Source organism: Vampirovibrionales bacterium, from assembly GCA_016712355.1.
Classification (GTDB): domain Bacteria; phylum Cyanobacteriota; class Vampirovibrionia; order Vampirovibrionales; family Vampirovibrionaceae; genus JADJRF01.
Window position 1 is genome coordinate 1,504,001 of record JADJRF010000005.1, and the last position, 12,787, is coordinate 1,516,787.

The 12,787-nt window shown below is 47.2% G+C and carries 12 protein-coding genes and 1 pseudogene; 9 read left to right on the forward strand and 4 right to left on the reverse strand.

Annotated features, from left to right (window positions below; all coding sequences use genetic code 11):
- Window positions 1–187: 187 nt before the first annotated feature.
- Window positions 188–499 (reverse strand): hypothetical protein, encoded by a 312-nt coding sequence (locus IPK79_08315; protein ID MBK8190439.1) that lies wholly within the window; start codon window positions 497–499, stop codon window positions 188–190.
- Window positions 500–745: 246 nt separating this feature from the next.
- On the opposite strand from IPK79_08315, the gene IPK79_08320 reads away from it, so the two are divergent.
- Both IPK79_08320 and IPK79_08325 read left to right on the forward strand, forming a co-directional pair.
- On the forward strand, window positions 746–1,990 hold the full coding sequence (locus IPK79_08320) for a hypothetical protein (protein ID MBK8190440.1): 1,245 nt from the start codon (window positions 746–748) through the stop codon (window positions 1,988–1,990).
- Complete coding sequence (locus IPK79_08325; protein MBK8190441.1) at window positions 1,991–2,254, forward strand: hypothetical protein; 264 nt, start codon at window positions 1,991–1,993, stop codon at window positions 2,252–2,254.
- Between the two features lie 527 nt (window positions 2,255–2,781).
- Here the strand turns inward: IPK79_08325 and IPK79_08330 are convergent.
- A complete protein-coding gene (locus IPK79_08330) occupies window positions 2,782–3,066 on the reverse strand; it encodes a hypothetical protein (protein MBK8190442.1) in 285 nt (94 codons plus the stop codon).
- A 264-nt stretch (window positions 3,067–3,330) separates the two neighbouring features.
- Between IPK79_08330 and IPK79_08335 the strand changes: the two genes are divergently transcribed.
- The 7 genes from IPK79_08335 to IPK79_08365 all read left to right on the forward strand — a co-directional run bounded on the left by IPK79_08335 (window position 3,331) and on the right by IPK79_08365 (window position 9,468).
- Window positions 3,331–4,740 (forward strand): hypothetical protein, encoded by a 1,410-nt coding sequence (locus tag IPK79_08335; GenBank protein MBK8190443.1) that lies wholly within the window; start codon window positions 3,331–3,333, stop codon window positions 4,738–4,740.
- A 1-nt stretch (window position 4,741) separates the two neighbouring features.
- Window positions 4,742–5,017: a hypothetical protein gene (locus IPK79_08340; GenBank protein MBK8190444.1), complete on the forward strand. Its 276-nt coding sequence runs from the start codon at window positions 4,742–4,744 to the stop codon at window positions 5,015–5,017.
- A gap of 1,152 nt (window positions 5,018–6,169) precedes the next feature.
- Window positions 6,170–7,363, forward strand: a complete 1,194-nt coding sequence (locus tag IPK79_08345; protein MBK8190445.1) for a hypothetical protein — start codon at window positions 6,170–6,172, stop codon at window positions 7,361–7,363.
- Window positions 7,308–7,556 (forward strand): hypothetical protein, encoded by a 249-nt coding sequence (locus IPK79_08350; protein MBK8190446.1) that lies wholly within the window; start codon window positions 7,308–7,310, stop codon window positions 7,554–7,556. The genes IPK79_08345 and IPK79_08350 overlap by 56 nt, the downstream gene beginning before the upstream one ends.
- Before the next feature lie 798 nt (window positions 7,557–8,354).
- On the forward strand, window positions 8,355–8,672 hold the full coding sequence (locus IPK79_08355) for a hypothetical protein (GenBank protein MBK8190447.1): 318 nt from the start codon (window positions 8,355–8,357) through the stop codon (window positions 8,670–8,672).
- A gap of 26 nt (window positions 8,673–8,698) precedes the next feature.
- Complete coding sequence (locus IPK79_08360; GenBank protein ID MBK8190448.1) at window positions 8,699–9,079, forward strand: hypothetical protein; 381 nt, start codon at window positions 8,699–8,701, stop codon at window positions 9,077–9,079.
- On the forward strand, window positions 9,076–9,468 hold the full coding sequence (locus IPK79_08365) for a hypothetical protein (protein MBK8190449.1): 393 nt from the start codon (window positions 9,076–9,078) through the stop codon (window positions 9,466–9,468). Before IPK79_08360 ends, IPK79_08365 begins: the two co-directional genes overlap by 4 nt.
- Window positions 9,469–9,787: 319 nt before the next feature.
- Here IPK79_08365 and IPK79_08370 read toward each other — a convergent pair.
- Window positions 9,788–10,533: pseudogene (locus IPK79_08370) on the reverse strand (IS5 family transposase).
- Between the two features lie 815 nt (window positions 10,534–11,348).
- Window positions 11,349–12,749, reverse strand: coding sequence for a nucleotidyltransferase family protein (locus tag IPK79_08375; protein MBK8190450.1), 1,401 nt, complete (start codon window positions 12,747–12,749; stop codon window positions 11,349–11,351).
- Window positions 12,750–12,787 lie beyond the last annotated feature (38 nt).

The window sequence follows — 12,787 nt, forward strand, 5'->3', positions numbered from 1 at the left end:
TTTTATTTTACTCATAAAAAAGTATTAGTCAATTAGCATAAATGAGTTGGAAATTTTGGCATGCATTGCCCAAAATGTCGAGTGTATCAAGGCGGTTAAAAACAGCGAATTACAGGAGGTCCGTTATTATACCGAGTTCCCAAAGAACGACGATTGCCGGATGATTTATTTTGGGGAGTCAAATAATCTAATTTATTGGGATTAAAATGAACATAAGCATTCCTCCTTCAAAAATAAGGCCGACTAAAAACAAGATAATGCTGAGTATTTTGACAAACAAATTCTTATTGACAATTAAGCTAATTAGGCTTGTAATCGTTAGAATCCCTATTGCAAAAAGGCCATAATACACTCCTAATTTATAAGGCATAATTTCCGACCAGTAGGGTCCTAATAAGCTAGGCACTAAATAACCGAAAATAAAACAAACAACTGCCCCCCAGAACCAAAACATGGGGTTGGTTGCCTTTTCTTTGTTAGGATCTTTTTTTGTGGACATGGCATAAACCTAGTAAACTGCTGATTCTTTGCCACTGCATTATAACATTTAGGGCGTTTCAAAAAATAGGAGGCTGCCGAAAAACCGGCAGCCTCCCTCAGGGAGGGAGTGAAGTGTCAGGGGCGCTCATCAAAATACGGGACAGATGGCGCCGCGCCCCTTGCGTTCTCAAGCGCCTGATACGGAAACTTTAATCGTTATGACGGTAAGCAGGATCTCTGGTCAAAGCTGCACCGGGGAGACGTTTTGAGTGATATCGAAATGAAGCAGTTGTTTCATGCCATTGATTTAGAAAGATATGGAATAAATGATGCGGCGAAGAGGGCAGCCGCAGCGCAAGCGGAGGATTACGCGCTTCAGAAGCTTAAGAATAATGCGTTTCATGATGCCGAAAGAACCTCGGACGGCAACGTTAAATACCGGGGGATGACGCTCACGGAGATGGAAGCCCGTTATGCAATCACATTGGATATGGAGCATTTCCACAAGACGGATACCCGTTTGAGTACGGCCCAGCTTCAAGAGCATCTCAAGGCGCTTCAATCGAAATCTACCAGCTCTTTGGAGGGGGCGCGGCGGCTGGCTGCCGATCTGGCGTCCGCCGCTATGTTGATGAGTACGGGCCTGTTGAAGGGCGCCACGCTGGGTTATGCAGATTTTATCGATGATGCCAAGAGGACGTCTCAAATTATTGGCGCGAATTCGGCCATTGCCGAAAATCCCTACTTTAACCCGCAAACCGTTGGCGATGTAATCGGTATGGGGCTTCCGGCAGGAAAAGTCTTTGAAGCCGCTGCAAGGACGAGTAAATTGGCCTCGGGCGCGATCGCTGGAGCGACAATCGGAGGAGTTCAACGCCGAGAAGGTGAGCTGGCTTGGGAGACCCAATTGGCAGCAGGCGATCGTCTGGTTGATACGGCGATTGGCGCTGGAGCCGGTGCGGCGCTGGTCAAACTTGCCTATGTTTCCAAGCCGGTGTTTGAGGCTGTCGTGCAGCGATTCAAACAGGTTACCGGTTTCAGGTTGCCGGTAGACGGAAAGAATATTACTTTGAATGAGTTTTTAAACCGAGTCAAAAATGATCAAGGCATGACCCAGCACGAACTGGACTTCCTCATCGGAAAAACCAACGTCCCGCCCCACAACAGCCCGTATCGACTAGGTGAACAGCGGGTCTGGACGAAAGGGGGCTTCCCTAATTTTATGGATAATTTAGAATATCATGGTGACAAACATCTTCCAGAATTTTCAGAAATATATCCGAAAGATTATACATATTATGGTGATGTTGCTCATAGCTTTAGAGGTAATCTTCCGACTGGAACGGAATTAAAAATAACGCCAAATGGCCAGCGTTTATACTATCATGAATCTAGTAATATCTTTATGGTCCAGGACGCAAACGGCGTAATGCAAAGTATATACAGGCCAAAATTAGGACGGCAATGGTTTGATACCAGAACAGGCACTTACTACGGGAAATTTAAATAAATGAATAAAAATAAAGAATTCAATTGTAGAATCTGCGGCTTTCTCTCCTCAATCCCTATATGGGAGGGCGAGCATACTGATTATGGTATTTGTCCTGCTTGTGGATGCCAAGCAGGAGAAGATGATATGACACTTGAGATTGTCCGTTATTACCGTCAAAAATGGGCTGATAGCGGTATGAAATGGTGGGGCGTAAACGAGCATTGCCCTGCCGGATGGAACCCTCATGAGCAAATGAAATACATACCACCAAATTGGCTGTAGTGATCTATCGAGGGCCGTTCAAAAACAGAGGACTTTGTTCCCCAATCTTTTGAAAGGAATTTTTGATAAATAATGGATGACTTAGAAGCCCGGAGTCGTTGTCGGGTTTGTGGATGGCGTTATTCCGGCCCTGTGTGGGATCCTGAAGAGGGGGCGACTTATGATATTTGCTTTTCCTGTGGTTGTGAAGCTGGACACGAAGACTTTACCCTGGAGAGTACGCGGGCTTACCGACAGAAATGGATTGCCAAGGGTATGAAATGGTACTATACAGATCGAAAGCCCTCATCTGGCTGGAGCCCGAAAGAACAAATGAAATATATTCCGCCAGGTTGGCTGTAGTGACCTATCGAGGACCGTTCAAAAACAGAGGACTTTGTTCCCCAATCTTTTGAAAGGAAGCGGCTAGAAGTTGGGTGTCTTAGACAATGTGGCAAATTCTGGGCGAATTAAAGGGAATCCGTTATTATATCGAGTTCCTAAAGAGCTGCGATTACCTGATGGCTTATATTGGGGAGTTAAATAATCTAGCATATTATTACAAAAGCAAACAGAAGCATTCCACCTGTAGAAATCAACCCAAAGGCAAATAAAAGAATACTTATAATTTTAACAAGCCAGCTTTTATTTAAGATTATGCTTATTAAGCTTAAAATTGTTATAATTGCAAAAAGAGTTAATTGGCAATAACCTAATATTGGCGAAGGGAAGAACTCAAAAAAATCAGGGGTAAATAAAGCCGGTGCCAAATAACCAAAGACAAAGCAAGCAACTGCCCCCCAGAAGCAAAACATGGGGGCGGTTGTTTTCATTTTTCTAGGATTATTTTGTGTGAGCATGGCATAAACCTAGTAAATTGTTGATTCTTTGCCACTGCATTATAACATTGAGGGCGTTTCAAAAATAGGGGGCTGCCGAAAAACCGGCGGCCTCCCTCAGGGAGGGAGTGAGAGGACTGGGCGCAGATTGAGGCGAATCTGGCGCATGCGTCAACCCCCCTGACTTATCAACAGCAGGTTCAGCAGGCCCAAGCCCGCCAACTGGCGGAACTTCAGCGGCAGAATCAGCAAGCGCAATTGCGCTTAGCTGAAGAACAGGCTCGAAGCTTGCGAAGGCAGGCGGCGTCTCAGTTTAACCAGGATAATTTCCCGCAAGCGGTTCACAATAATCGTTATGACGGCAAACAGGATCTCTGGTCAAAGCTGCACCGGGGAGACGTCTTGAGCGATATCGAAATGAAGCAGTTATTTCATGCCATTGATTTAGAAAGATATGGAATAAATGATGCGGCGAAGAGGGCAACAGCAGCGCAAGCAGAGGATTACGCGCTTCAGAAGCTTAAGAAGAATGCGTTTCATGATGCCGAAAGAACCTCGGACGGCAACGTTAAATACCGGGGGATGACGCTCACGGAGATGGAAGCCCGTTATGCAATCACATTGGATATGGAGCATTTCCACAAGACGGATACCCGTTTGAGTACGGCCCAGCTTCAAGAGCATCTCAAGGCGCTTCAATCGAAATCTACCAGCTCTTTGGAGGAAGCCCGGCGGCTGGCTGCCGATCTGGCCACAGCCACGATGCTGGCATCTACCGGCGCGCTCAAATATGGAACGTTGGGTTATGCAGATTTTACAAACGATGCGCGAAAATCGGGAGAGATTTTGGGCGCAAGCCCGGAAGTGACGAACAATCATTGGGTTGAGGCGGCCGGAGGTTTGGCGCCATTGGCTGCTGAAGGGTTGTGGGGACAGGGCCTGTTGACTTCTGCGGGACTGGGCGCGCTTACCGACGAAGCCATTATTTCCGGCGCAGGCGCCGCCGCGTTTCGGCGTGAAGGCGACCTGAGCTGGGAAAACCAGTTGAATGTGGCAGACCGACTGATTGACGGCGCTATTGCCGCAGGCGCTGGGGCAGGTCTGCTGAAACTCGTTCAGACTTCCGCCCCCGCATTCCAGGCGCTGATCCGGCGCTTTGAAAGGAATCCCGACTATTCAACAAAGACCATTGATCAATATGTCAATTATCTCAAAAAAGAGTATAATTGGACAAATGACGACATCGCCAAACTAATGAACCCGGATGGCCCCTTGCCTGATAACTATCCTTTTAATCGACCCTTCTGGTCATCAGGCCTATTCAGAAACCCAGTACAAAACGCTTATGAGCACTTAGGATTTCAACATCATCCAGAAGTTTTTGAGCTAAAGCCGGGTGATCCACGATATGTACAGAAAGTGCATGAATTTCTTGACCATATTGAGCGATTTCAAAGTCTGCCTGCCAATATCGGTTTAAAGATAGACAAATGGGGTACAAAACGCTATGTTATAGATTCGGACAATGGTAGTCCTTATATTGTTATCATACAAGAGGCTAAAGGTGCCCCTCGTACAGTGTTTCATCGTACAACGGGTACTCCCGAGCAGTATTTTAAGAGCCAGCCCGGTATAGAGGTTTACAACCCCTGGGAAGGTACTAAATAGTATGACAAAAGAAGAATATTGCCGATGCCGGGTTTGTGGCTATTTAGAACAAGGGGAATTTTGGGTTGACGGAGAAGACCCTACTTATTGTATTTGTCCCTCTTGTGGTTGTGAAGCTGGCAACCATGATTTTACTCTTGAAGAGACCCGAGAATATCGCCAAAAATGGATTGATGGTGGAATGAAATGGGTATATCCTGATCCAGCCTGTAGGCCGATACCACCCAACTGGAATCCAAAAGAGCAAATGAAATACATCCCGCCCAATTGGCTGTAGTGACCTGTCGAGGACCGTTCAAAAACAGAGGACTTTGTTCCCCAATCTTTTGAAAGGAATTTTTGATAAGTAATGGATGACTTAGAAGCCCGGAGTCGTTGTCGTGTTTGCGGATGGCGTTATTCCCGCCCTGTGTGGGATCCCGAAGAGGGGGCGACTTATGATATTTGCTTTTCCTGTGGTTGTGAAGCTGGACACGAAGACTTTACCCTGGAGAGTACGCGGGCTTACCGACAGAAATGGATTGCCAAGGGTATGAAATGGGACGATAGAGATGAAATGCCCCCATCTGGCTGGAATCCGAGAGAACAAATGAAATATATTCCGCCAGGTTGGCTGTAGTGACCTGTTGAGGACCGTTCAAAAGCAGAGGACTTTGTTCCCCAATCTTTTGAAAGGAATTTTTGATAAGTAATGGATGACTTGGAAGCCCGGAGTCGTTGTCGGGTTTGTGGATGGCGTTATCCCGGCCCTGTGTGGGATCCCGAAGATGGGGCAACTTATGATATTTGCCCTTGCTGTGGTTGTGAAGCTGGAAACGAAGACTTTACCCTGGACAGCACACGGGCTTACCGCCAGAAATGGATTGCCAAGGGTATGAAATGGGACGATAGAGATGAAATGCCCCCATCTGGCTGGAATCCGAGAGAACAAATGAAATATATTCCGCCAGGTTGGCTGTAGTGACCTGTTGAGGACCGTTCAAAAAAAGAGGACTTTGTTCCCCAATCTTTTGAAAGGAAGCGGCTAGAAGTTGGGTGTCTTAGACAATGTGGCAAATTCTGGGCGAATTAAAGGGAATCCGTTATTGTACCGAGACAATGGTAACGCCAATTGTTCCAAGAATTATGCGGGTATTTTTCAAAAGCCCTTATAAATTAACCTTCTGGCATAAGAATGTGCAGGCTTTGGTTTAAATATTTATTAATCGCTTTTCGGCACTTAGGGCTTTCTTCGGGCCCTCTTTTATCAAAATTGCAGTTTCTATAGACTGGTTGAAAAGCTTGCCATAAATAATCGTACCCACTCATTCCTTCTTTGGCGTAAGCAATGCCTATAGCCAGAGAAAAGCCTAATATAACGGCGAAGAAGATGCGCATAACAAGTTCCTCGATTTATAAATAATTTAATAGAGAATACCACAATAAATATGTGAAGGATATCAAAAAACAGGAGGCCACCGGAAAACCGGCCGCCTCCTTCATGGAGGGCAGAATCGGGGGGGGCGAGGCGTTAGAGTTGACTCGTCAAAATACGGGGCAGATGGCGCCGCGCCCTTCTCGTCCTCAGACGCCTGATACGGAAATCTTTGAGACGCCGCCGTCATCCAGTGACGCCTTGCTGCGCGCGCTGGATCCGAATTTCGGGAGGGGGGCGTCTGCTCCCATTCAAGAGGACTGGGCGCAGATTGAGGCGAATCTGGCGCATGCGTCAAGCCCAAAGACGCAAGCTGACCTTCAGACGAGCCGTCAGCAACAAGAATTGGCCATGCAGCAAGCGAAGATAAAAGCATTGCAGGAACAGATGTTACAAAACAATTACCGTCGACAGTATCAACGTCAAATTAATGTTGGAGCAAGAATTCCTGGTTATTCCAACCATGGGATTCCCAGGCAGCCGTTAGATATTCTGCATCGCGTACCCGATTCTTATTTGAAGCAAAAGCATGGAACCCCTATCAATTTAACGGATAAGCTTCGACGGGGGGAGCCTTTAAGTTCTTTGAATGAATGGAACCAATTTGCCCATACGCTGCACATGCACTATCTAACCATGGTTAAGCAAGGCCAAGAGGCTGAGGCAAACGCAATTAAACTGGAACTTGAAAAAGCTATCATTGCAATATTAACCGGCCCGAATGCCTTACGAACAGAGGATGGGTACATTGTCATCGGCAATCGGGCTTATGGTACGGCAGAAGCGTCACAAAAATCTCGTGAGTTCATAGATTCTCTTGTTGAGAACGAACAATTTCCGCCCTCAAGATATCCACATATCGGTCCAAAGAATACGCCACTGGATTTGTCCGGACTCTTAATGCGAGAACAAAATTACTACCGTCAAAATTATCCCGATGTTACTGAACAGTATAATAAGGTGCTGGTTGAAATTAAAAATAAAACAAAACAGGCCTTTTTAAAAGATGGTAAATTTAGTGGGATTGTTTCTGGCGATGGAGTCTATCCGGTCTTTAAAAGAAACTTTGGAAATAATAAGCCTTGGGACTTACAGGTTAATAATGAACTCCCTGGACAAGCGGTGTTGTTTAATCTGCAAGGAGAGATTCAATATGAAAATAATGGCTATGTTAAAACCACAGATGAGTTCTCGATTTATAATAAATAAACTTGTCACAGCGGGTTATCTCTCAAACTATGCTTATGGCTATGCCTCAGCAGCAGGTATGCTAAGCAAAGAAGAAATGTATGGAGCGGCTTGGCTAGCTGGTAGTCTGGGCGGTCAATATTTGGGGGATCTTAATGAGCGTGATAACCATGCCATGAGCGAGGGCTATGACCAGTATTTTAGAAATAAATAAATAATTTAATGTAACGCGCTAAGAAAACAGTCATTAAAAAACCAGCAATCATAGGCGAAATAAAGCAAAAAAACGAATAAAAACAAGAATGGGAACATAAGAATTGTGAAAAACGCAAGAAGATAAATAATTATATTTATGGGGCCTTTAAGCTTCTGAGCCAACATTAAATAGAGGAAAGTTGAGATAGCATTTAAAAAATATTCGACAGTAACAACAGAATATACGCCAAGAGGACTGTGTTTGTATAATTGATAATTAGCTGATCCCAACGCCAACAGGGATAGTACAGGAATGATCAGGCCCAAGGCGTATAAGATGCCTAATGTCAACAAAATCTGCTTGACGCTTAAATTTTTTATTTTTTTAAAAATTTTTTCCGGAATTTTGAAATTTTGTAATATATTTTGGAGGGAGGAGAATAACAACATTGCTGAAATCCCTTGTGAGTTTTCGGATCTCTGCTCAAAGGAAGCGAGGTGGCTAGGACGTTGAGCAGGGAGATATGCTTTTTGGCCACTTCAACCAGCGTGATGATAATGCCATGAAAGGTGGCGATGAATAGTATTGGAGAGTATATCGTGGCAAAAGAAGACCTCGAAAGCTTTTTGATTGTCTTTAGTAAAGACTACAGGAAATTCCTGAGTACACGCAACCTCGTCCACTGTTAGAGTTAACGCGTCAAAATACGGGACAGATGGCGCCGCGCCCATCTCGTCCTCAAGCGCCTGATACGGAAACTTTAATCGTTATGACGGCAAGCAGGATCTCTGGTCAAAGCTGCACCGGGGAGACGTTTTGAGCGATAGCGAAATGAAGCAGTTGTTTCATGCCATTGATCTTCAGAAATATGACGCTTTAACTTCAACTACCCACAGGAAAGTAGATGCTGCCCGTTTATATGCTGAACAAAAAATGGCCAAAAATATGGTCGGTTATGCAGAACAGGATAAGGACGGTAATCTTTATGTTAAAGGCGTTCCCATTCGCGCAGAAGATGCTCTCTATTTTTCCCTAGAAGATATTCGTTATTTTCAGAAAACAGGCCGACATTTAACGCTAAAGCAGATAATTGCGACAAAAGATAAGAAGAATGCTGATTTAAACGAAATTTGATGGGGATACATTAACAGATCGACAATATGAAAATTATAAGCTTGTTAAAAGTGTTGCTGATTCTGCTACATCAGGTGGTGTCGGTAATTCCGATCCCACAAAAAAACCAAGGCCCTATTTCAGAAGGACTGTATTATCTGGATATAAAATATATTTTTTATAACCCTTTGCGCTCTATTGCAAAAAATTTCTGGGGCGAATGGGGCCTATGCCGTGTTCCTTTATATCCCGATCCGAAGATTAATACTTTTGGCCGAAAAGATTTTTATATTCATGGAGGTGATAAGCCTGGCAGTGCTGGCTGTATTGATCTTGGCCATAGTGATGGGAGTTTGCTTGGGCCGATAATACATGGCACTGCTATAATTGAAATTGAAGCCCATTACCCGAAAAGGAAACGTCGGTGAGAAATGTTATCTGGCCAGTTTTAATATCCACCGTTTTACATAGCGGCTTTTCCTATTTGTGGCTTATGGTTGCTAATTCCGGGTCTCCTGTTCCGGGAAAGGGAATTATTCTAGGATGCTATCTTCTCATTGTGTTTACGTTTCTTTGGCGCTTTAAAACCGTTAAAGAAATCGGTCTGTTTTCTTTGTTGGCAGGTTTTTTGGGTGGCGTAACCAGTTCGGTTATTGCGGGGGCCTATTTCCCAGGCGCTTTTCATGAAATGGACTTTCAAAGTAATATGCTATCGATTTTTTTAAATGGCAGCCTTATTTTGATTGGCCTGTATTCGATTTTAGCGTTGGGGGTCTTCTGTTTCAAAAAATTATTTAAATCCTCAAAACATCATTAAAAATAGGAAAACAGTGACAGGTCTTTTCTAAAAGGCGCCCTCTAAGAGTTGCGCTTTTTCGGTTTTAGCACAGCTTTCTGGACACCCTAAATTCTATGTTTAAAATTATAGCCGCAATTCAAGAGCTGCCATACAAAGCGCCGGAAGTTTTCAGCGGCTTTGCGACTCCATCTTTCTCAAATCAATCCAGATATTTCGCGCCAAAGGGCGCCAGTTGCCTGATCCAGAGCATTCGCAAAGCCGTCCTTATCGAAGGCCCTCGTCGCCGCTGACGACTTATCAACCCGTGGAAACTTCTAAGGCTAGGCAGTGTCGACATTCATTTTAGCCAGAGGTAGATAGCGGCTAGGTGAATAAAGCTCAAAAAGGCTATATCCAGCTTGTCATAGCGGGTAGCGACACGTCGAAAGTTTTTAAGCTTGTTGAACAGACGCTCAATTTGGTTGCGCTCTTTGTAGAGATGGGTATCGTATTCTCTTTGTTCTTTCCGGTTTTTTGTGGGCGGAATCACACGCTGCACTCCAATTTCTGAGATTGAGTCTGCCAAAGCATCCGAATCATACCCTTTGTCAGCCAGAATAGCCTCTTCTGCCGGAAGATTCGCGAGCAAAGCGTGCGCTTGTGTGTGGTCAGATGCTTGGCCGCGAGTCAGGATAAAGCGCAGCGGGTTTCCGTGACTATCGCATGTGGCATGAATCTTGGTGGAAAAGCCTCCCCGGCTTCTCCCTAACGCTTGGGGACCAGCGCTTTTTTTGCCCCTGCCGCGCATTGGTGCGCCCGGATAATGGTGGAATCAATCATGAGCCATTCGGTGTCCGCATCTGCTGCCAGTGTATTGAAAATCATCTGCCATACACCCTTTTCAGCCCAGCGTAAGAAACGCTTGTGCACGCTATACCATTTACCGAACTCCGGTGGTAAAGACCGCCAGCGGCCTCCGTTTCTGCCCACCCAATAGACGGCCTCCACAAACAAACGATTGTCCGACGCCGTTCTGCCCGGATCACCGGCCTTCCCCGGCAGGGCGTCCTTGATTTTCTCCCACTGCTCATCCGTTAATTCCATCTCTCTATCCTCGCATAACCAACAAGGATAGTAGATCACGGATTCCTAATTAGGGGAAGTGTGAATGTCGACACCACCTAGGCCATCGATCATTGTCAGGGATGCGCTGACGCGACTCGAAAGCAAACATCAACGCCGTCTTGTAGAAATTCCCGAATACACGCACCTAATTCAGTGTTAGGGCTACTGGCTCGTCAAAATACGGGACAGATGGCGACGCGACCCTCTTGTCCTCCCATCCCATTTTATAAATTTGTTGATCCAGGATGGCAGGATGGCGGACTGGGGAAATACGGCGGTAGCCGGTCCAATATTATTCACACTGACTCAAGAGGATATAAAGCACGATGGTTTTATCGGTAGCATTTTTCTTCAATGCAAAATTTATTACCAACGTGCCATCCGTCCATTGTGGTAGAAGCTTCCCACCCAATAGCCGTTATAGTGGAGCCCTTATCGTTGGGATGCTCTTTCTGTGGCGCAGGGCGTCGCGCTTACCGACGCTTGGCTTCGGCTCCGTATGTCCCTTATATAAGTTGAGGCGCTATAAATCTCATATAGAAGAGTGATGCATGGTAATGGAAAATAGCCTGGCGTGTCCGCTCGATTCCTCGTCGTCAATTCCTCCAGATGGTCGATGGACGACACACGCAAAAAGTATATATTAAAGATGTTGAGACTTGATTGGTTTTATAGCACAACGAATCTATAGGCCGGATTCAATCCAACAGGCTGTCTTCCTCAACAACTCAGCAATGCTCATTCTTCGCCGCGACCTGGCTCGGGTCTCGGCGTTTTTGTTGGGAAAGGGCACGTCAAGACGGCGGGCAATCAAACGGCACGGCGACGATGACATTGCCATGAACGCGCGCGCCTTCAACGGTTGCGCGTTGGCGTGCGCCGGGCCAGTAACAGGCGCCTGTCTCGTCGTCGTAATAGTCGGCGTCCCGAGGCGAGCGCGTCACGTCGAGATAACCGCCGTAGGCGTCTCGCAGCGTCTGAATGTATTGCGTCGGATTTCCGATATCGCTCCAGTAGCCTTCGACCAGCTCAGCCCAGAAAGCCATCGGCTCGCCGGCGGCGTTGCGCAGGGTTCCGGCCTGGGTGCGGCGCAGCAGGTCGGGAAATACGTCCAGGGCGAAATCAAGCAAGACGTCGTCGGGCGGCGTTTTGCCGTCGGCAATCGCTTCTTGGCGGGCTTCGGCAAGTTTGCGCGCATAAATCGCCTCAATGAGCGGAAACGTCTCGGGGGCGAAGAGGTAAAAGCCGGTATTGGCCAGTCGATGCGGGCCGGCGACCTCCAGCGAGGGCTTTTCCAGAAACATCTGAACCTGACCGGACACGCCATCCGCCCCGGCGTGATTGGTGGCGACAATTCCGAACTTGTCGACGTCCTCATCGGGTTTGATCATACAGCCAATCGTTACGGCAGCGCCCTCGCGCACGTGCGCCGCCATCAGCGAGGCGAGATCGGCGTTGCTGAAGGCGTCGCCCTGGACAATCAACAAGGGCCGAGCCAAGTCCAGATAACCCGCGAATTGCTCAGGAGCCTGAAGAATTTTGCGCAACGCGCCTGCGGTCCCCGAGGGACTCGGCTCGTCAATATAGCGGATGGTCGCGCCATCCACCCCTTGTAGACCCGCTTTCAGCGATTCGGGCTTAAAGTAGGTATTGATGAAAATCTCGTGAAAGCCTTGGCGCGTCAGTTGTTCGGCGATAAGGCGGATAACGGACTTCCCGTGAATCAGCGGGGCGGCGGGCTTGGCGTATTGGGTAAATTCGCCTGAAACCGGCTCAAAGCGCGTGGCCATACCCGCGCCGAGAATCATAGCGTAAGGCGATACGTTTTGTCGGCCAACGGGGTGCGGTCGTGCGGGCGCTGTGACAAACGCGGGCTGGATAAAGGGACCGGACAGGCTCACGGATACGCCGCCTACCTGGATTTCTGAGCCCGGCAGACCGATATAACGCGTGTGGGCGGGGGTGGATGCAATGGCGCAAAATCCGCCACGCCCTTCAAACAGGGTCAGGTGGGCCGTGGCATCGGCGCGCATCGTCAACGCCCCCAACCGCTGGCCCGTTGAGCGACGACGAATCTCGCTAAGGCCGCCCTCTGCGGCGCGAACCAGAATGTCATCTGCCTGAACCGAAAGATTCGGCGAGGCGGGGTCGTGGGCGGCAGCGTAGTGCGGCGATGGAGAGGTGGGGGTCGTCATGGGATCGCTCATACAAGACAGGCGGTTTATTATACCCA